The organism is Stenotrophomonas sp. YJH_SMC_106-19 (assembly GCF_059368375.1).
On the sequence record NZ_JCAFRQ010000001.1, the window covers coordinates 394002 to 413310 of the forward strand.

At 67.8% G+C, this 19309-nt stretch carries 15 protein-coding genes and 3 tRNA genes; 12 read left to right on the forward strand and 6 right to left on the reverse strand.

The genetic code is table 11. The features are described from left to right. Positions 1-23 precede the first annotated feature (23 nt). Entirely contained in the window at positions 24-1100 is a 1077-nt protein-coding gene (gene queG / locus AC5P5M_RS01770) for a tRNA epoxyqueuosine(34) reductase QueG (RefSeq protein WP_164150595.1), read from the forward strand. Positions 1101-1169: 69 nt separating this feature from the next. Continuing rightward, positions 1170-2510 (forward strand): exodeoxyribonuclease VII large subunit, encoded by a 1341-nt coding sequence (gene xseA, locus AC5P5M_RS01775; RefSeq protein ID WP_164150597.1) that lies wholly within the window; start codon positions 1170-1172, stop codon positions 2508-2510. A gap of 34 nt (positions 2511-2544) precedes the next feature. Here the strand turns inward: xseA and AC5P5M_RS01780 are convergent, their stop codons facing one another. Further along, positions 2545-3441 (reverse strand): M48 family metallopeptidase, encoded by an 897-nt coding sequence (locus tag AC5P5M_RS01780; protein ID WP_053520218.1) that lies wholly within the window; start codon positions 3439-3441, stop codon positions 2545-2547. Between the two features lie 86 nt (positions 3442-3527). Further along, entirely contained in the window at positions 3528-5411 is a 1884-nt protein-coding gene (locus AC5P5M_RS01785) for a formylglycine-generating enzyme family protein (protein WP_193396128.1), read from the reverse strand. Positions 5412-5495: 84 nt separating this feature from the next. On the opposite strand from AC5P5M_RS01785, the gene rnd reads away from it, so the two are divergent. Next, complete coding sequence (rnd, locus tag AC5P5M_RS01790) at positions 5496-6575, forward strand: ribonuclease D (RefSeq protein WP_053520336.1); 1080 nt, start codon at positions 5496-5498, stop codon at positions 6573-6575. Between the two features lie 67 nt (positions 6576-6642). On the opposite strand, the gene AC5P5M_RS01795 is transcribed toward rnd, so the two are convergent. Beyond that, positions 6643-8937, reverse strand: a complete 2295-nt coding sequence (locus AC5P5M_RS01795) for a TonB-dependent receptor (RefSeq protein ID WP_495205511.1) — start codon at positions 8935-8937, stop codon at positions 6643-6645. 252 nt (positions 8938-9189) lie between these two features. Here AC5P5M_RS01795 and AC5P5M_RS01800 point away from each other — a divergent pair. Further along, positions 9190-9265, forward strand: a tRNA-Ala gene (locus AC5P5M_RS01800). A 188-nt stretch (positions 9266-9453) separates the two neighbouring features. Here AC5P5M_RS01800 and AC5P5M_RS01805 read toward each other — a convergent pair. Both AC5P5M_RS01805 and AC5P5M_RS01810 read right to left on the reverse strand, forming a co-directional pair. Next, positions 9454-9627: a hypothetical protein gene (locus AC5P5M_RS01805; RefSeq protein WP_180875536.1), complete on the reverse strand. Its 174-nt coding sequence runs from the start codon at positions 9625-9627 to the stop codon at positions 9454-9456. 109 nt (positions 9628-9736) lie between these two features. Continuing rightward, positions 9737-10498: an SDR family oxidoreductase gene (locus tag AC5P5M_RS01810; protein ID WP_253119466.1), complete on the reverse strand. Its 762-nt coding sequence runs from the start codon at positions 10496-10498 to the stop codon at positions 9737-9739. A gap of 132 nt (positions 10499-10630) precedes the next feature. On the opposite strand from AC5P5M_RS01810, the gene AC5P5M_RS01815 reads away from it, so the two are divergent. Then, the gene (locus AC5P5M_RS01815; protein WP_065175524.1) at positions 10631-11470 is read left to right on the forward strand and encodes a bifunctional transcriptional activator/DNA repair enzyme AdaA; all 840 of its coding nucleotides are present in this window, start codon (positions 10631-10633) and stop codon (positions 11468-11470) included. A 91-nt stretch (positions 11471-11561) separates the two neighbouring features. On the opposite strand, the gene curA is transcribed toward AC5P5M_RS01815, so the two are convergent. Then, complete coding sequence (gene curA / locus AC5P5M_RS01820) at positions 11562-12587, reverse strand: NADPH-dependent curcumin/dihydrocurcumin reductase (RefSeq protein WP_495205512.1); 1026 nt, start codon at positions 12585-12587, stop codon at positions 11562-11564. A 371-nt stretch (positions 12588-12958) separates the two neighbouring features. Between curA and AC5P5M_RS01825 the strand changes: the two genes are divergently transcribed. The 7 genes from AC5P5M_RS01825 to dxs all read left to right on the forward strand — a co-directional run bounded on the left by AC5P5M_RS01825 (position 12959) and on the right by dxs (position 19279). Next, positions 12959-13034, forward strand: a tRNA-Phe gene (locus tag AC5P5M_RS01825). Between the two features lie 74 nt (positions 13035-13108). Continuing rightward, positions 13109-13184, forward strand: a tRNA-Phe gene (locus tag AC5P5M_RS01830). 126 nt (positions 13185-13310) lie between these two features. Beyond that, positions 13311-13862, forward strand: a complete 552-nt coding sequence (locus tag AC5P5M_RS01835) for a lipocalin family protein (RefSeq protein WP_053518705.1) — start codon at positions 13311-13313, stop codon at positions 13860-13862. Positions 13863-14025: 163 nt separating this feature from the next. Then, positions 14026-14502 (forward strand): LEA/WHy family protein, encoded by a 477-nt coding sequence (locus AC5P5M_RS01840; protein WP_065181910.1) that lies wholly within the window; start codon positions 14026-14028, stop codon positions 14500-14502. Positions 14503-14563: 61 nt separating this feature from the next. Next, positions 14564-16354, forward strand: a complete 1791-nt coding sequence (locus tag AC5P5M_RS01845) for an acyl-CoA dehydrogenase C-terminal domain-containing protein (protein WP_193396123.1) — start codon at positions 14564-14566, stop codon at positions 16352-16354. A 246-nt stretch (positions 16355-16600) separates the two neighbouring features. Beyond that, on the forward strand, positions 16601-17266 hold the full coding sequence (locus tag AC5P5M_RS01850) for an HNH endonuclease (RefSeq protein WP_053518701.1): 666 nt from the start codon (positions 16601-16603) through the stop codon (positions 17264-17266). A 105-nt stretch (positions 17267-17371) separates the two neighbouring features. Next, positions 17372-19279, forward strand: a complete 1908-nt coding sequence (dxs, locus tag AC5P5M_RS01855; RefSeq protein ID WP_065175547.1) for a 1-deoxy-D-xylulose-5-phosphate synthase — start codon at positions 17372-17374, stop codon at positions 19277-19279. Positions 19280-19309 lie beyond the last annotated feature (30 nt).

The window sequence follows — 19309 nt, forward strand, 5'->3', positions numbered from 1 at the left end:
GCCGGGATTTTATACTGGTGCACATGTCCTCCGTCCCCGCCCCTGCCCCAGCCGACCCGGTCCAGGCCGTGCAGCGCATCCGCGAACTGGCCCGTGCACACGGTTTCCAGCGCTGCGGCATTGCCGGCATCGAGCTGGGCGAGGACGAGGCACACCTGGCCGACTGGCTGGGCCAGGGCCTGTACGGGACCATGGACTGGATGGCACGCCACGGCACGCTGCGCGCACGCCCGGCCGAACTGCTGCCGGGCACGGTGCGGGTCATTTCCGTGGGCATGGACTACAGCCACCGCGACGATACCGAAGCCTGGGCGACCCTGGCCGATCCCGGCCGCGCCTACGTGGCGCGCTACGCGCTGGGGCGCGACTACCACAAGCTGATGCGCAACCGCCTGCAGAAGCTCGCTGCGCGGATCAACGATGAAGTCGCGCCACTGGGCTACCGCGTTTTCGTCGATTCGGCACCGGTGCTGGAACGGGCCCTGGCCCGCAACGCCGGGCTCGGCTGGATCGGCAAGCACACCTGCCTGATCGATCGCCAGGGAGGCTCATGGTTCTTCATCGGCGAGATCTACATCGACCTGCCGTTGCCGGTCGACGCGCCCGCCACTGCGCACTGCGGCACCTGCACGCGCTGCATCGACATCTGCCCCACGCGCGCCATCACCAGCCCGCAGCGGCTGGATGCGCGCCGCTGCATTTCCTATCTGACCATCGAGCATGACGGCGCGATCCCCGAGGACATGCGGCCGCTGATCGGCAATCGCATCTACGGCTGCGACGACTGCCAGCTGGTCTGCCCGTGGAACAAGTTTGCCAAGCGCACCGATGAAGCCGATTTCCGCGCACGCAACAACCTGGACACCGCGCGCCTGGATCAGCTGTTCGCCTGGGACGAGGCGGAATTCCTGCGCCGCACCGAAGGCAGCCCGATCCGTCGCAGCGGCCATGAGCGCTGGCTGCGCAACATCGCCGTGGCACTGGGCAACGCGCCGACAGCACCGCAGACCCTGGCCGCACTGCAGACCCGCATCGATGATCCCTCGCCGCTGGTGCGCGAGCACGTGCAGTGGGCGCTGGCACAGCACCGCACGACCTGAGCCGGGCGTGCCCGGCGCGCGCCAACGTGCGATCCTGAGTGCCCGCTCCACCCGCAGCGCGCCGTACCCATGCAGCCACGCAACAACGACATTCTCACTCCCAGCCAGCTCAACACGCTGGCACGCGATCTGCTGGAGGGCAGCTTCCCGGCGATCTGGGTCGAAGCCGAACTGGGCAGCGTGGCCCGCCCTGCGTCCGGGCACCTGTACTTCACCCTGAAGGACGCACGGGCACAGCTGCGTGCGGCGATGTTCCGGATGAAGGCGCAGTACCTGAAGTTCGTACCGCGCGAGGGCATGCGCGTGCTGGTGCGTGGCCGGGTGACCCTGTACGACGCACGCGGCGAGTACCAGATGGTGCTCGACCACATGGAGGAAGCCGGTGAAGGCGCGCTGCGGCGGGCGTTCGAGGAGCTGAAGGCGCGCTTGGACGCCGAAGGCCTGTTCGATCCTGCACGCAAGCGGGCACTGCCCGCGCATGTGCGGCGGCTGGCGGTGATCACCTCGCCAACCGGCGCCGCCGTGCGCGATGTGCTGAGCGTACTGGGCCGTCGTTTCCCGCTGCTGGAGGTGGACCTGCTGCCGACCCTGGTGCAGGGCTCCAGCGCCGCCGCGCAGATCACCCGCCTGCTGCAGGCAGCCGATGCCAGTGGTCGCTACGACGTGATCCTGCTGACCCGCGGCGGCGGTTCACTGGAAGATCTATGGGCGTTCAACGACGAAGCGCTGGCGCGCGCGATCGCCGCCAGCGATACGCCGGTCGTGTCGGCCGTCGGCCACGAGACCGACTTCAGCCTGAGTGATTTTGCCGCTGACCTGCGCGCGCCGACACCTTCGGTGGCGGCCGAGCTGCTGGTCCCCGACCAGCGTGACCTGGCCCTGCGCCTGCGCCGCTATGCCGCGCGGCTGGCACAGCTGCAGCGCCACGCGGTAGGACAGGCCATGCAGCGCGCCGACCGTGCGCTGTTGCGATTGAATGCGCAGAGTCCACAGGCCCGGCTGGACCTGTTGCGGCGCCGTCAGCTGGAGCTGGGCCGGCGGCTGCACGCGGCGTTCAACCAGCAGCAGGAGCGCCGTGCCGCGCGCCTGCGCCATGCTGCCGCGGTGCTGCGTGGCCATCATCCGCAGCGCCAGCTGGACGCGATGCAGCGTCGCCTGTCGGCCCTGCGCGGACGCCCCCATGCAGCGATGCAGCGGCTGCTGCAACGCGATGCGCTGCGCCTGCGCGGCCTGGCCCGGTCCCTGGAAGCGGTCAGTCCATTGGCCACGGTGGCACGCGGTTACAGCATCGTGACCCGTGCCGATGATGGTGCACTGGTACGACAGGTTGAACAGGTCCAGCCCGGCGACGCACTGCAGGCACGCGTGGGCGACGGCGTCATCGACGTGCAGGTCACCTCGGTCAGGTAAGCGGGGGCCAAGGCGCAGCCCGGCGTGCGCCTTCCTACCTGGCCGCCTCGCAGAACTGCTTCCGGTACTCCAGCGCCTTCGGCATCAGGGCCTGCAGATTCTGGATCCGGGTTCCTGGGTTGGGATGGGTGGAGGCAAACTCCGGCGGCGACTGACCACCACTGGCCTGGCCCATCCGCTGCCACAGCGGCACCGCTTCGCGCGGATCGAAACAGGCAGCCGCAGCCAGCATCAGCCCCACCTCATCGGCCTGGGTCTCGTGGCTGCGTGCGTAGGGCAGCAGATAGCCATAACCCATCGCCGACATCACCATCTGCTGCTGCTGCGCATCCATGCCACTGGCAGCCCCGGCCATCTGCCCGATCTGGGTCAGCTTCTGCTGTGCCATGCGCTGCGCTCCATGGCGCAGCAGCGCATGGGCGATCTCATGCCCCATCACCACCGCCATCGCATCCTTGGTCCGCGCCACCGGCACCAGACCGGTATAGACCGCCATCTTCCCGCCCGGCAGGCAGAAGGCGTTGGCCTGCTCGGAGGGGATCACGTTCACCTCCCACTGGAAGCTGCGCGCGAAATGGGCCGGCTCCACGCCATGCTCCCGCGCCAATGCGGTCTCCACCACATCGACCTTGGCGATCAACCGCTCGGCAATCGCACGCACGTCACGCGAGATCTGCGCGTTCGGGTCCAGTGGCCGCTCCTGCGCCAGGATCTGCTGGTAGGCCTGCAGGCCCAGCGCGGTTTCCTGCTGGGCATCCAGGCTGCTGTCGATCATGACCTTCTCGCCGGTATAGGGATCGACCGTCCGGTTCGAAAACCAGTAAAAGGCCGCGTAACCCGCCGCCAGCAGCAGTACCCACCAGCGGATGTTGCCGAACAGGCCACGCCGCTGCGGGCCCTGCGGCGAGCGGGAAAATGGGTCGTTGCGCATGCGGTGGTCTTCCGGCTGGCCCCGCCGGCCGGCGGGCACGGCGCAATCTTAGTGTGCCGGAGCCCGCGCCGGGTGAAGCCGGCCGCTCAGATGCCGCGTACCAGGCGGAACCCGATGCGGGCATTGGTGGTGTCCGAGTCCTGCGACTGCCGCCAGGCCGCCCGGGTCTGCTCGGGAGAGTTCGCCCAGTTGCCTCCGCGGATCACCCGCGCCCGACAACCCGGGTTGAACCAGGCCACGCCGTCGGAGGGCGCACGCCGGTAGCTGGAATGCCAGCAGTCGGCCACCCATTCGCTGAGATTGCCGGCCATGTCGTGCAGGCCGAACGCGTTGGCCCGGAAGTTCGCCACCGGCGCCGGGCCCCACCAGCCATCGCCATAGCCGATGAACGCGTTGTGCCAATGCCGGCCAGACGGCGAGACATCCTTGCTGCCGGTGAAGTTGCCGCTGCCCGGCGGGGGCGTGCCTGTATCCCCCCAGGGATAACGGCCGCTGCTGCCGGCGCGCAGCGCATACTCGAACTCGGCCTCGCTGGGCAGCCGGTAGCTGTAGCCGGTCTGCTCGGACAGCCACGCGGCATAGTTTTCCGCGTCGCGCACGCTCACATGCATCACAGGCGCGTTGCCCAGCGCGCGCGCGCCGTCGTAATCCGAGCGCCAGTCGACACCGCTGCGGCGGATGAAGTTGCCGCTGCGCTCGTCATAGACCACCGAATGACCGCGACGGGTCGCGCGTGGGCGGGCATTGGTGGCTTTGACGTAGCGCTCGAAATCGCTGACGGTCACCTCGGTGATGGCCATCGCGAAACCGCGGTCAAACCGCACGTAATGCGAAGGGCGCTCGGCATCGGTGGCGCCGGGCTCGGCATCCCCTGCACCCATCTGGAAGCCGCCATGCGGCACCACCACCATCTGCGGGCCACGCCCGCCATCGCGCATCGCGTCGCTGAACACCTGGCCGGGACGGAAGCTGCCGTAATGGGTTGCCAGATCGATGCGCTCGCGCAGCTGCGCCACGACCGCGTCGCCGGGCAGCGCGATGCGCAGTGCTTCGGCCAGCTTCTCGCGTGCAGGTTTCAGGCCCTGCGGCGTCGCCAGGTCGCGCAGGCCCTCGTCGCGCAGCTGCGCCAGGGTGTTGGCCCGGATCTGCTCGATGCGTTCGAAGGCGTCGGCGATGGTCGGCGAGGAATCACGGACCTTGCTGGCTTCGGCCAGCCAGGTGCCGGCACTGGCGAAGTCACGGCGGCGGGCGGCCTCCTCGGCACGCCGGATCAGGCCGCTCTCCGCCGCAGCAAGGCCCTGGCGTGCGCGGCGGTTGCCCTCGTCAAGCGCCAACGCCTCGCGGAAACTGCCGATCGCGCCGTCACCGTCCTCGCCGATCCGGTCCGCGCGCAGGTCCTCCTCGCCGGCCCGGTTGTAGGCCACCACGCGTTGCGCGATCTCCACCCGCGCCTGCAGGGCACGCACCTTTTCATCGTCAGGGGCCAGGGTCAGCAACACCAGCGCCTGGCGTCCCGCTTCGGCCAGCGCCTCGCGCTGCTGCAGCGGCCGCACCAGCAAGGCATCGGTCTGCTGCAGCAGGCGCTGGCGGGCACGCTGCAGGCCAGCACGGGCCTGGCGGTCGTCAGGCACCTCCTCCTGCACCGCCAGCCACAGCGGGATGGCGGCATCGCCATCCTCGTACAGCCGATCCTGGGCAAACGCCTGCTCGGCGGCCCTGCGCAGCTGCGCCAGGCTGCGCCCCTCCCGATCGACACGGGGCGGCGTCCACTGCTGCACGTCTTCGGCGGCATCCTGACCGGCGATGGTCACGCTGCCCTGCACCGCCGGCCGATCCTCCGGCGCCGGCGGCGATGCCGCCTGGCCGGAACCCTCGCCGGCCTTGCCTGCCGGTGTCGGCGGTGACGGGGTGCAGGCGACCAGAGCCAGGGCCAGGCTGGCGCACAGCGCGGACGACAGCGGAAAACGCAAGCAGAGCCTCCTTCGGCACGGACGCGGACCGACGTTAGGCTATTCTCCCCTGCCTGAGCAAACCCGAGTAGCAGGCCCTGACCCGTGGCAATCTGGATCACCACCCCCGCCGAGCTGGATGCGTACTACCAGCAGCGTCCCACCCGCATCGGTCTGGACACCGAATTCATCCGTGAACGCACCTTCTGGCCGCAACTGGCGCTGGTGCAGATGGCGGTCGGCGAGGACATCCTGCTGATCGATCCGCTGATTCCCGGCATGCCCGAAGCACTGGCCCCCTGGCTGACCGATACGTCGATCATCAAGGTGATGCACAGCGCCAGCGAGGATCTGGTGGCCTTCAAATGGACCTGCGGCGTGCTGCCACGACCGCTGTTCGATACCCAGATCGGCGCGGCGCTGGCCGGCATCGGTGCCGGCATGGGCTACCAGAAGCTGGTGCAGGAGATCACCGGCGTGACCCTGGCCAAGGGCGAGACCCGCTCGGACTGGATGCGCCGCCCGCTCTCCGAGTCGCAGCTGCAGTATGCCGCCGATGACGTCGAGCACCTGTTCGCGCTGCATGACGCGATCGACGCGAGACTGCAGGCGATGGGACGCCAGCAGTGGCTGCACGACGACGCTGAACGCCTGTTGGCCAGCGTCGCCAACGATGAGGACCGCTGGCCGCACCTGTCCATGCGCTCGGCCCAGTTCCTCGATGCCGAGGCACAGCGACGCCTGCTGCGCCTGCTGCGCTGGCGCGATGTGCAGGCACGCCAGAGCGACCGGCCGCGCAGCTGGATCCTGGACAACGAACTTGCCGCCCTGCTGGCGCGCTCGCCACCGGCCGATGTCGACGCGCTCGCCAAGCTGTTCGAGCCGTTCCCGAAGGCGCCGCGCAAGCTGACAGCCGCCGTGTGGCAGGCCCTGGACACTCCGCTGGCCGATGAGCAGGACGCGCCGCTGGCCACCCAGCCCACCGACAGCAGCAAGAAGACGCTGAAGAAAATGCAGGACGCCGTGGCCGAATGCAGCCGCGAGCTGGGCCTGGCGGACGGCGTACTGGCCTCGCGCAAGCACCTGGAAAGCTACCTGGAGCACCGCCAGTGGCCGTCGGCGCTGGCCGGATGGCGCCAGCAGGCGCTGGAATCGCGCCTGCAGCCATTGTTGCCGGTGCGCTGACAACCCGCTGCAGCAACGGGAAGGGGCGGCCAGGATCACCGGGCCGCCCCTTCCCGCAACCGTTCGATTACCAGTTCATGTTCAGCGACACACCCACGGTACGCGGCTCGTTGTACACCGCGGCCATGTAGTTCTCGATCACGCCCTTGAGATTCTTCTCGTTGGTGATGTTGCGTGCGAACAGCGCGACTTCATAGGCGCCGTAGTTGCCGGAGTAACCGATCTTCAGGCCGCCCTCGAAGTCCCCCTTGGAGTTGAACTCCTTGCTGTCATACAGCACGAAGCTGGTATAGCCCTGCTTGTTCCAGTCAGTGGACACGAACATCGTGGCCGCGTCGCTGACCGGGAAATCGTAGCGTGCGGCCAGGTTGACGTTGTACTTCGGTGCGTTCGGCAACGGGTTGCCGTCGATCTGCGCGAAGGTGTTCGCACCCACCTTGATGGTCGGATCATCCACCGTGCACACCACCTGGCCATTCAGGCCGCAGACCTGCGCGTACACGCGCTTGTCCTTGATTTCGCTGTGCAGCAGGCTGACACCGGCGCTCAGGGTCAGGTTGGGAACCGGACGCAGTTCCATGTCTGCTTCGAAACCATACGCCTTGGCCTTGTCTGCGTTGAACAGCACGCCGTTGCCGTCCGAATCGTTACCGTTGAGCTGGATATCGTTGACGGTGTAGGTGAACGCGGTGGCGTTCAGGCGCAGGCGGTTGTCCCACAGGCTGCTCTTCACGCCGGCCTCCCAGGACAGGATGGTCTCCGAGTCGGCGGTGGTGAAGTCGGCATTGAACACCGCCGAACGGCCCTGGATGGTGGGCCCACGGAAGCCGCGCGCCACCTTCGCATAGACGCTGACGTCCGGCGTGATCTGGTACATCGCACTCAGGTCCCAGCTGGGCGTGGTATCGGACATCCTGACGTCGGTGCGGCCCTTGTAGGTCACCACCCCGGCAGCGGTGTCGGCGGTCTTCAGCAGCCGGGTGTGCTTCTCGTCGCGGGTCTGGCGCAGGCCGGCGGTCACCGTGAACCTGTCGGTGAAGGCGTAGCTGAGCTGGCCGAAACCGGCCCAGGAGGTGTTCTTGTTGCGCAGGCGTACCCAGTTGTTCGGATTGCGCGCAGCGCCCTGCAGGAACCAGGCACGCTGGTAGAAGTCGGTGGTGTCGCTGCCGTTGAAATAGAACGCGCCGGCCTGCCACTGCAACGCGCTGTCGTCATGGCTGGCCAGACGGAATTCCTGGGTCCACTGGTCCAGGTCGCGGATCCGGCCCATCGACTGGCCGTAGCCGTTGGGCACGCCGTTGACCGGATAGTTCACCGCAGCACCGCCATCGGTATCGCCACGGCTGTAACCGGAGGTGGTTTCATACGCGGTGATCGAAGTGAAGTCGATCGCGCCGAAATCATAGCGCGCCTTCACCGAGCCACCGTAGGTCTTGTAGGCCTGCGGGTTGTTGTCGGCTTCGTCGTAGGCGACCTGGTCGCGCGGCACGTCGGTGCGGTTGGAACCCTTGGTCAGCGCGCCGCGCAGGAACAGGGTCGAGGTGCCTTCGTAATCGCGCGCGTGTGCCGAGGCCAGGATCGAGAACTGCTCGCTCGGCGTCAGCAGCAGCTGGGCGCGGACGTTGCGGTCATCGAAACCGCCCATGGCGTTCTTCTTCGGGCTGACGGTGCCATCCGCACTCGGGCCGCTGTAGGTGTTGTCGACATAGTCGTCGCGATGCTGGTACAGGGCCGACACGCGGAACGAGGCGACATCGTTGATCGGACCGCCAAAGCCGCCATCGATCGACACGCTGTTGTAACTGGCGTAGCTGGCGCTGACGCGGCCGGTGTAGTCCTGCGTCGGCTTGAGCGTGTCGAACTTGACGATGCCGGCCGTGGTGTTGCGGCCGAACAGCGAACCCTGCGGGCCGCGCAGTACTTCCACCTGGTCCACGTCGTAGACCGGATTGGACTTGAGCACCACGTGCTCCAGCACCACGTCATCCTGGATGATCGACACCGGCTGGGAAGCACCCAGATAGAAATCGATGTTGCCCAGCCCGCGGATGTAGAAGCGCGGGAAGATACGACCGGTGGTGGTTTCCGCATACAGGCTCGGCACGCGGCCGGACAGCGCCAGCAGGGTGTCGTCGCCGCCGGCGGTGAAGTCGCGCATGCGCTCGCCCTGCACGACGCCCACCGACACCGGCACCTCCTGCAGGTTCTGCTCACGGTGTTCGGCGGTCACGGTGATGGTATCCAGCCCGGTGGGGGTCGGCGCACTGTCCTGCGCCGCGGCGCCGAAGCTGCCGACCAGCGCCAGGCCTGCGCAGGCCAGCGCGAGCGGATGGCGACGGAAGGAAACGAGGGAAGACGACATGCCCGACAGACGGCGGGAATCGGTATGGGAAGGCATCGAAAGCTCTGAGGAGACGTCCGGGCGGCCTGCGCGGGCCGGGCGGCGAGAAAGGGAACTGCTGCGCAGACTGGGGATTATCCTCCAAATTGTTACGATTTCGTTTCGCGCAACGGAATCGCACGAAAGCCGGCGGACTCGGCACAGTCGCCTATGGCCACGGCCGCGCGTCGCTTGGCAAGGCCGACCGCCAGCGATACAATGACACCGCACTACGGGGCCATAGCTCAGCTGGGAGAGCGCGTCGTTCGCAATGACGAGGTCAGGAGTTCGATCCTCCTTGGCTCCACCATCCACATGCCCGCCAGGGCATGAAAAAGGCCGGAACTCCTGACACCCAGGGTCCGGCCTTTTTCGTTGCACGCCCCTGGCTACCGGGCCGATGAGACGCGCGACCTGCGCACGACCGATCCCGGTGGCGACACACCCGGCATCGGGCAGCGGCTGGCCCGGGCCGACGGCGCCTGAAGAAATGACGCTTCAGGCAGGCTCCTGCCCGCCATCCTTGCGCCGTGGACCGCGCGAGTGGGCGTCACGCACCTGCTGGTCGCGCTGTCCCGGACGCTGCTTGGCGACGTCGTCCTGCTTCCGGTCCTGGCGGCTTTCCTGCACCCCCTGGCGTGGATCGGGCGTGTCCTTTTCGTGTCTGCTCATGCGTGGCTCCGCCGCCGGCGGAGGCCGGCGCTGGTGCCACGCTAGAGGTCGCCGGGTAACGGACGGGTCAGTCCGGCGCGAACGCCATGTGCAGCCGCCGGCCGTCCGCTCAGGTGCGATTGATGGATATCCCGCCGTCCACGCGCATCGCACTACCGGTCACGAAGCTGCCTTCATCGCTGGCCAGGAACAGCGCAGCGTTGGCGATCTCTTCCGGCCCGGCCAGGCGCTTGAGCGCGTGCAGCGACCGTACGAAGTCCAGCGCATCCTCGTCTGGCGCAGCCTGCCGGCCCATCTCGGTGTCGGTGCCGCCGGGCAGCAGCACGTTGCAACGCACGCCCCGTGCGCCGTACTCCGCGGCGATCACCTGGCTCAGGCCGATCAGCCCGGCCTTGCTCGAGGCGTAAGCGGCCATGCCGGGCAAGCCGACGGTATGGCCGACGATGGTGCCGACGAACACCAGCGAGCCGCCGCCCCGCGCCAGCAGGGCTGGCAACTGCGCACGCGCGGCGTGGAAGGCTGCATCGAGGTTGGTGGCCATCACCTGCCTCCAGGCGTCCACCGGAAACTCCGCAGCGGGCACGCCCGGCCCCAGCATCCCGGCATTGTTGATCGCGATGTCCAGGCCTCCGAAGGCCCGCTTCGCCAGGTCGACCAGCACCTGTGCAGTGTCCGGCCCGGCGACATCGGCGGCATGCACCACCGCCTCGCCGCCGGCAGCACGGATCTGATCGGCCAGCGCCTGCAACGGCTCCGGCTGCCGCGCGTTGAGCACCAGCCTTGCGCCCTCGGCGGCGAAACGCAGCGCGCAGGCGCGGCCGATGCCGGCGCTGGCACCGGTGATGAGGGCGATCTTGTCGTGCAGGCGCATGTTCGGGGTCCAGGCAGTGAAGTGGACCCTACGATGTCGCGCCCCTGCCCCGTTGACACTCCGTTTCCGGGCCCTGCCGGCGCGTGCAGGAAACGGAGTTTCCGCCAGCGGGGCACGTGCCAGAATCGACGCATGGACACTGCCATCGCAACCACCGATGCCCGCGTCGAACGCGTCTGCCGCCACCTGCAGGCCCGTCTCGACGAACCCTCGCTGCAGGAGCTTGCCGAACTGGCGGGCTGCAGCCCCACCCGGCTGCATCGCCTGTTCAAGCAGGCCACCGGATTGACCCCGAAGCAGTATGCGGCGGCCCTGCGTGCCGATCGGCTGCGCACAGGACTGCAACAGCAGGCGCGCATCACCGATGCCTTCCACGACGCCGGCTTCGGCTCCAGCGGCCGCTTCTACGAGAACGCGCCGCGCCTGCTGGGAATGACGCCCCGGCAATGGCGCAGCGGTGGACGCGGTGAGGTGATCCATTTCGCCATCGCCGAAAGCTCGCTGGGCAGCGTACTGGTGGCCAGCAGCAGCATCGGCGTGGTGGCGATCCTGCTCGGCGACGATCCGGAAGCGCTGCTGCAGTCGTTGCAGCAACGCTTCCGCCAGGCTGAGCTGGTCGGCGCCGACAGCGGCTACGAGCAGCTGGTGGCGCAGGTGATCGGCCTGGTCGAGGATCCGGCACGTGGCGCGACACTGCCACTGGACATCCGCGGCACAGCCTTCCAGCAGCGCGTCTGGCAGGCGCTGCAGCAGATTCCCCAAGGGCAGACCGCATCGTATGCCGACATTGCCGCGCGCATCGGCGCACCGCGCTCCAGCCGCGCGGTCGCGCGTGCCTGCGCCAGCAATCCACTGGCGGTGGCAGTGCCATGCCATCGCGTGGTGCGCCGCGATGGCGATCTGTCCGGCTATGCCTGGGGTGTGGCCCGCAAGCGCGAACTGCTGCGCCGGGAGAACGCCGCCAACGGCTGATGCCGCCCCATCAGGACCGGTGGATGCCGACCGTGGCCGGCTCTCGCGCCGTGGCAGCGCCGGGCCATGCCCTGCGGACACCGGCGAGGGCTCAGTCCAGCTTCACCACCAGCTTGCCGAAGTTGCGCCCCTGCAGCAGCCCGAAGAAGGCATCCGGTGCGTTCTGCAGCCCTTCGACCACGTCCTCGCGGTACTGGATGCGCCCTTCCCGAAGCCAGTGCGCCATCTCGCGCTCGAACTGCGGCCACAGGTGGCTGAAGTCGTGCACGATGAAGCCGCGCACCGTCAGCCGCTGCCGCAGGATCTGGCTGAACAATGCCGGCAGGCGATCGGGCCCGGGATGCTCGACGCCGCGCGCGTTGTAGGTGGCGATGGTGCCGCAGACCGGAATGCGGGCGAAATCGTTGAGCAGTGGCAGCACCGCGTCGAGTACGTGGCCGCCGACATTCTCGAAGTAGACGTCGATGCCGTCCGGCACGGCGGCGCGCAGCTGCGCGGCGAAATCAGCCGCGCGATGGTCCAGCGCCACATCCACGCCAAGCGATTGCAGGTAGGCACGCTTGCCATCGCCGCCGGCAATGGCGACCACGCGGGCGCCCTGCAGTTTGGCCAGCTGGGCGACGGTTGCCCCCACCGGGCCGGTCGCAGCGGCGACCACCAGCGTCTCGCCCGGCTGCAGCCGGGCGATTTCATGCAGGCTGGAATACGCGGTGAATCCCGGCATGCCATACACGCCGAGTGCCGTGCTCAGCGGCAGGCCCGCCGGGTCCAGCCGACGCCCCAGCACCTGCGCATCCAGCACCGCATGGGTCTGCCATCCACCCGGCGCCAGGAACAACTCGCCCACCGCGATTCCCGCCGCATTCGACTGCAGCACTTCGGCGACGGTCTGCCCTTCCATCACCGCACCCACGGCAACGGGAGGCGCATAGGAAGGTCCCTCGTCCATGCGCCCGCGCATATACGGATCCAGCGACAGATAGCGGTTGCGCAGCAGCACCTGTCCTGCTGCCGGCGCCGGCAGCAGCGACTGCTCCAGGCGGAAATTGGCAGCGATCGGCGCACCCTGCGGCCGCGAGGCGAGGACGATGCGGGTGGTGGTCAGTTGATCAGCCATGGGATGGACTCTGCTGCGGACAGCATTGGACAGGAGGGGCGACAATACGCCGCGACGATCGGCGCGTGCGGCGGCGAAAACAGCGTTCCATCGCCTGCCTGATGCAACCGCGGCCGCATGCCTTGCCCCTGCATGTTTGCCGATGCGGGCGGCCCGCTGATTTCCGCTGCAGGCGACGATCCTCGCCGCCGCCGCGACCACCCGCCTCGTCCGCCATCGACCGGCGCCGCCACCTCGGCACGACGCAGGATCAACCACTTGCGCCCGCGCAGACGGCAATGTGAAGGTTTTTTTCCAAAATGCTTGCCGAAGACAGCCGACCTCCGTAATATGCGCGTCCTTGGCAGCGACGTCGCTGCAACGAAACACGTGGCCGAGTAGCTCAGTTGGTAGAGCAGGGGATTGAAAATCCCCGTGTCGGCGGTTCGATTCCGTCCTCGGCCACCACGTTCGAAGGCCTGCAGAAATGCAGGTCTTTTTTTTCCGGCCACCGCTGTCGATCGCGGTCTGCCGCACAATCTGGCCGAGTAGCTCAGTTGGTAGAGCAGGGGATTGAAAATCCCCGTGTCGGCGGTTCGATTCCGTCCTCGGCCACCATGCTTGAAGACCTGCAGAAATGCGGGTCTTTTTTTGTTTCCGGCGCGCCATGCAGGCGGTTGACGAAACATTCACACCGGCACGCAGCACGCCCCCTACGCTCCAGTGTCCTGCCGGAGTCTGCCGATGCATCTGCGCCCTGCCCTGTTCGCCTGCCTGCTGCTGGCTTCGCTGTCCGCGACCGCCAGCGAACCCGTGCGTGCCGTCGATGCACTGGACATCGACCGCTATGCCGGCCAGTGGCACGAGATCGCCCACCTGCCCGTGTCGTTCCAGAAGCGCTGCGTCGGCGACATCACCGCACACTATGCATTGCGCCGCGATGGCCGCATCAGCGTCACCAATGCCTGCCGCAATGGCGACGGCGAACGCGTGGTGGCTGAAGGCGTGGCCCGGCCCGTGGCCGGACATCCCGGCCAGTTGCAGGTGCGCTTCGTCCCCGACTGGCTGAGCTGGGTGCCGCTGGTCTGGGCCGACTACTGGGTGCTGGCGCTGGATCCGGACTACCAGTGGGCGATGGTCGGCGGCCCTGACCGCAAGTATCTGTGGATCCTGTCGCGCCTGCCGGAGATGGACCGCGCACGGTTCGAACAGCTGAAGGCCAAGGCCGAGGCGATGGGCTACGACCTGGCGCCGCTGCGCCTGATGGCGCCGATACGCGACGCACCGGCCGACTGAGCCGCCCCGCGCGGCTGCGCGCAACGCGCCCGCTCCGGCGCTGTGCGTGTCCGGCCGCCATCTTCACGCGCTACCCTCTGCGGCGGGTCGCCAAAGGCGATCCACTGAACCATACGCCGTAGTATGCTTACGCCAACGCACCCCCTTCAGAGGACTTGCGCCCATGTTGCACCGTTTCCGTACCGTCTTGATCGTCCTGTGCACCCTCGCCCTCGCCGCCTGCAGCGACGGCATCGTCAAGCGCGTCTCGGAACCGGCCGCCAGCCTGCAGCAGCTGACCGTCCGCGCCGACGGCAACTGGACCGTGGCGCTGCGCCTGCAGAACTACAGCTCGATGCCGATGACGTTCGACGATGTGTCCCTGGCGCTGAGCGTCGGCGACAGCGAAGCCGGCACCCTGCAGGCCCGTCCCGGCATCTCCATCGGCGGCACCTCCGCCGACGTCATCACGGTCGACCTGGTGCCCAGCTCGGCCGCACGCCTGGTGGTGGCCGATGCGCTGGCCGGCAACCGCACCCTGGCCTATGGCCTGAAAGGTTCGGTGACAGCCACGCCGCAGGAAAAGAAGCAGCGCAGCTTCGACGTCAGCAGCCGCAGCACGTTGAACCAGGCGCCGGGCCTGCCGGGCGTGCTGCGCTGAACACCGCTTTCCATCGCGGCGCACCGCGCCGTTCTCCCTGTCCCTGATCGAGACGTATCCGATGAGCAGCTACACCGCCCCGCTTTCCGACCTCCGTTTCGCCCTGCACGACGTGCTCAAGGTCGAACCGCTGTTCGCCCGCCTGGGCTTCACCGACGCCACCGCCGACGTGGTCGATGCCGTGCTGGAGGAAGCCGGCCGTTTCAGCGCGAGCGTGCTGGCCCCGCTCAACAGCGTGGGCGATGAAATCGGCTGCGTGCTCGACCAGGCCACTGGCGAAGTCACTACCCCGCCTGGCTTCAAGCAGGCCTATGACCAGTTCGTCGACGGCGGCTGGACCGGCCTGACCGCCGCACCCGAGCTGGGCGGCCAGGGCCTGCCGCACACCCTGGGCGTGCCGCTGAACGAAATGATCAACGCTGCCAATCTGGCGTGGGGCAATTTCCCGCTGCTCTCGCACGGCGCCATTGAAGCGCTCAAGCAGCACGGCGAAGCGTGGCAGCACGACGCCTTCCTGAAGCCCCTGATCGAAGGCCGCTGGACCGGCACCATGTGCCTGACCGAACCGCACTGCGGTACCGACCTGGGCCTGCTCAAGACCAAGGCCGAGCCGAACGCCGATGGCAGCTACGCGATCACCGGCACCAAGATCTTCATCACTGCCGGCGAGCACGACCTGACCGGCAACATCGTGCACCTGGTGCTGGCCAAGCTGCCCGACGCGCCTCCGGGTGCAAAGGGAATCTCGCTGTTCGTCACCCCGAAGTTCAAGGTCGACCGCGAGGGCAACGTCGGCGAGCGCAACGCGCTGCGCTGCGGCTCCATCGAGCACAAGATGGGCATCAAGGGCTCGGTCACCTGCGTGATGAACTTCGACGGCGCGCAGGGCTATCTGGTCGGCCAGCCGCACAAGGGCCTGCAGGCAATGTTCACCATGATGAACACTGCGCGCCTGGGCGTCGGCCTGCAGGGCATCGGCCTGTCCGAACGCGCCTATCAGAACGCGCTCAAGTACAGCCGTGAGCGCCTGCAGTCGCGCGCCCTGAGCGGCGCGAAGTTCCCGGACAGGCCGGCGGACCCGATCCTGGTCCATCCGGACGTGCGTCGCATGCTGCTGACGGTGAAGTCACTGGTGGAAGGCAGCCGCCTGCTGGCCCTGCACGCGGCCACCCTGATCGACATCGCCCACCGCGCCGACGACGCTGCCGAGCGCGAGCGCGCCGACACCCTGGTGAGCTTCCTGACCCCGATCTCCAAGGCCTGCCAGACCGAATGGGGCATCGAGAACACCTACAACGCCCTGCAGTGCTTCGGTGGCCACGGCTACATCCGCGAACACGGCATGGAGCAGCTGGCGCGCGATGCACGCATCACCACGCTGTATGAAGGCACCACCGGCATCCAGGCCCTGGACCTGATCGGCCGCAAGACCGCCTCCAGCCAGGGGGCCGGCCTCAAGCTGATGCTGGCCGAGATCGAGGCCTTCGCCAGGGAACACGAGGGCAACGAAGCGCTGGCCGAGTTCATCGGCCCACTGCGCGCCAAGGCTGCCGAATGGGGCAAGCTGACCATGGACGTGCTGCAGCGCGCCGCCGGCAACCCGGACGAGCTGGGTGCGGCCAGCTACGACTACCTGTTCTATTCCGGCTACGTGGTGCTGGCGTACTGGTGGGCACGCAGTGTCGCCGCCGCCGACGCCAGTGTGCACGGCGCGGCATTCGCGCAGGGCAAGCGCGAGACCGCGCGCTTCTACTTCGCCCGTGTGCTGCCGCGTACGCTCAGCCATGCTGCCGCGATCCAGGCCGGTGCGGCGCCGCTGATGGCGATGGACGACGAGCGCTTCGGCGCCTGAGCCCATCCCGCCGGTAGATCCACGCCATGCGTGGATGAGGGGTCAGAGCCCTTTCCCTCGGAAAGGGATCCGACCCCAGCCTGACCGCCCTCGATCATCCCTCTGGAGAAAAGCCCCCCTTTGTTAAGGGGGGCGCGCCAACGGCGCGGGAGACAGGAGGAATGCGCGGACCTGATTCTTGCGATTTGCGTATCGCCGACGGGCGATACACAAATCGTCAACATTCAGGTATAAGCTGTTCTCCCGATGGAGACAGACACTACACGCTTGGGTCTGATCGAAGCCGGAGCCCCGCTTTCTGCTCCGGGCGTCGAAGCATCGCCCAACGTCACGACGTTGCACCGCCCCGGTTCGGTCCGGCTGCTCTCGCTCGACGCCCACGGACGCGTACTGGACTGGATCACCTGGCAGGATGCCGCCTGCCTCTACGCCCGCGAGGCCGTCGCCTGGACCCTTGGCGACCCCTGCCTGCACATCCACGGCGGAACCAACCGGTTCAGCGGCCTGCAGAGTGGCCTGGACCTGCATCCGATCATCGCCGCGCGCGGCCACGCGCGATCCCGTGCCATCGACCCTACCCCGAACCTGACCAACCCGGCCCTGTTCGCCCGCGATTCGCACCTGTGCCTGTATTGCGGCCAGCAGTTCAACCGTCCCTCGCTGACCCGCGACCACGTCATGCCGCTGTCCAAGGGCGGGCTGGACTGCTGGGAAAACGTAGTCACCGCATGCTTCCACTGCAACTCGCGCAAGAGTGACCGTACCCCCCAGCAGGCCGGCATGCCGCTGCTGGCGGTGCCCTACCGGCCCAGCTGGATCGAGCACCTGATCCTGTCCAACCGCAACATCCTGGCCGACCAGATGGCGTTCCTGAAAGCGCAGCTGCCCAAGCGTTCCAAGCTCAGCACCTGAACCTGCCGGCCGGCAACCCTCACCGTCCTGTCACGGACGGCGGCGTTTGCTTGCCCCACCCCCGTTTGAGGGCGAAAATGGTCGTTCAGAACACGTGCGAACATGATGATCGACTCTGCCCGCTATCCCCGCCTCGCGCACATCCAGACGCCGGATGACCTGCGCACGTTCGACGAATCCGAGCTGAGGGCGGTCGCCGACGAACTGCGCGCCTACCTCATCGAATCGGTGGGCAAGAGCGGCGGACATTTCGCCGCCGGCCTGGGCGTGATCGAACTCACCGTCGCCCTTCACTACCTGTACCAGACCCCGCATGACCAGCTGGTCTGGGATGTGGGCCATCAGACCTACCCGCACAAGATCCTCACCGGCCGCCGTGACGAGATCCACACCGTCAAGCAGAAGGACGGCGTGGCGCCGTTCCCCAAGCGCGAGGAAAGCGAGTTCGACACCTTTGGGGTCGGTCATTCCTCGACCTCGATCTCCGCCGCACTGGGCATGGCCATCGCCCGCCAGTCACAGGGCGACGACCGCAAGATCGTGGCAGTGATCGGTGACGGCGCGATGACCGCCGGCATGGCCTTCGAGGCGCTGATGCACGCGGGCGGCATGGAGCCGGAGCCGAATCTGCTGGTGATCCTCAACGACAACAACATGTCGATCTCCGAGGCCGTCGGCGGGCTGACCAAGATGCTCGGCCGCGCCACCGGCAGCCGCACGCTCAATGCACTGCGCGAAGGCGGCAAGAAGATCCTGGGCGACAAGAAGAACAATCCGGCGCGCTTCGTGAAGCGCTGGGAAGAGCACTGGAAAGGCATGTTCGTGCCCTCCACGATGTTCGAGGAGATGGGCTTCCACTACACCGGCCCGATCGACGGCCATGACCTGCCCGCCCTGCTGTCCACGCTGAAGACGCTGCGCGCCTCCAAGGGCCCCAAGCTGCTGCACGTGATGACCACCAAGGGCAAGGGCTACGAGCCTGCCGAAGGCGACCAGATCGGTTATCACGCAGTGGGCCCGTTCGATCCCGACAAGGGCTTGGTGGCCAAGACCGGCGCCAAGAAGCCGACCTACACCGACGTGTTCGGCGACTGGCTGTGCGACGCTGCCGCCGCGGAGCCACGCCTGTACGGCATCACCCCGGCGATGCGCGAAGGCTCCGGCCTGGTGCGCTTCAGCAGGGAATACCCGCAGCGCTACTTCGACGTGGCGATCGCCGAGCAGCACGCGGTCACCCTGGCCGCCGGCATGGCCACCCAGGGCGGCAAGCCGGTGGTGGCGATCTATTCCACCTTCCTGCAGCGCGCGTACGACCAGCTGGTGCATGACGTGGCCATCCAGGACCTCGACGTGCTGTTCGCGATTGATCGCGCCGGCGTGGTCGGACCGGATGGGGCGACCCATGCCGGCAACCTCGACCTGAGCTTCCTGCGCTGCGTGCCGAACATGGTGGTGATGGCCCCGTCGAACGAGGCGGAGTGCAGGCAGATGCTCAGCACCGGTCTGCAGTACGCCGGTCCGGCCGCCGTGCGTTACCCGCGTGGCAGCGGTACCGGCGTCGCGGCCGGCAGTGACCTGTCCACGCTGCCGATCGGCAAGGGCGAGCTGCGCGTGCAGGGCAGCCACATCGCCCTGCTGGCGTTCGGCAGCACCGTTGCCGCCGCCGAACAGGTGGGCCGCGAGTTGGGCCTGAGCGTGGTCAACATGCGCTTCATCAAGCCGCTGGACCGCGACCTGGTGCTGGCAATGGCCGCCCAGCACGAAGGCCTGGTGACCATCGAAGACAACGTGGTGGCCGGTGGCGCCGGTTCCGGCGTGGCCGAGCTGCTCAACGCCGAAGCGGTGCTGCGACCGATCCTGCATCTCGGCCTGCCCGACGCCTACCAGCATCATGCCAGCCGCGAGGACCTGCTGGCTGAAGCCGGCATCGATGCCGCCGGGATCCGCGCGGCCGTGCTCAAGCGCTGGCCGCAGCTGGCTGCCACCACTCCTCCGCTGAGCGCGGCGGGCTGACCGTTCCGGGTGGAACCGGGCAGGCGCCCG

What these genes read in the sequence shown, in the direction of transcription:
- AC5P5M_RS01850 (WP_053518701.1), top strand. Translation starts at nt 16,601, where the DNA reads ATGGAGACAGACACTACACGCTTGGGTCTGATCGAAGCCGGAGCCCCG.
- AC5P5M_RS01815 (WP_065175524.1), top strand. Translation starts at nt 10,631, where the DNA reads ATGGACACTGCCATCGCAACCACCGATGCCCGCGTCGAACGCGTCTGC.
- AC5P5M_RS01780 (WP_053520218.1), bottom strand. Translation starts at nt 3,441, where the DNA reads ATGCGCAACGACCCATTTTCCCGCTCGCCGCAGGGCCCGCAGCGGCGT.
- AC5P5M_RS01835 (WP_053518705.1), top strand. Translation starts at nt 13,311, where the DNA reads ATGCATCTGCGCCCTGCCCTGTTCGCCTGCCTGCTGCTGGCTTCGCTG.
- xseA (WP_164150597.1), top strand. Translation starts at nt 1,170, where the DNA reads ATGCAGCCACGCAACAACGACATTCTCACTCCCAGCCAGCTCAACACG.
- curA (WP_495205512.1), bottom strand. Translation starts at nt 12,587, where the DNA reads ATGGCTGATCAACTGACCACCACCCGCATCGTCCTCGCCTCGCGGCCG.
- dxs (WP_065175547.1), top strand. Translation starts at nt 17,372, where the DNA reads ATGATCGACTCTGCCCGCTATCCCCGCCTCGCGCACATCCAGACGCCG.
- AC5P5M_RS01845 (WP_193396123.1), top strand. Translation starts at nt 14,564, where the DNA reads ATGAGCAGCTACACCGCCCCGCTTTCCGACCTCCGTTTCGCCCTGCAC.
- queG (WP_164150595.1), top strand. Translation starts at nt 24, where the DNA reads ATGTCCTCCGTCCCCGCCCCTGCCCCAGCCGACCCGGTCCAGGCCGTG.
- AC5P5M_RS01805 (WP_180875536.1), bottom strand. Translation starts at nt 9,627, where the DNA reads ATGAGCAGACACGAAAAGGACACGCCCGATCCACGCCAGGGGGTGCAG.
- AC5P5M_RS01840 (WP_065181910.1), top strand. Translation starts at nt 14,026, where the DNA reads ATGTTGCACCGTTTCCGTACCGTCTTGATCGTCCTGTGCACCCTCGCC.
- AC5P5M_RS01795 (WP_495205511.1), bottom strand. Translation starts at nt 8,937, where the DNA reads ATGTCGTCTTCCCTCGTTTCCTTCCGTCGCCATCCGCTCGCGCTGGCC.
- AC5P5M_RS01810 (WP_253119466.1), bottom strand. Translation starts at nt 10,498, where the DNA reads ATGCGCCTGCACGACAAGATCGCCCTCATCACCGGTGCCAGCGCCGGC.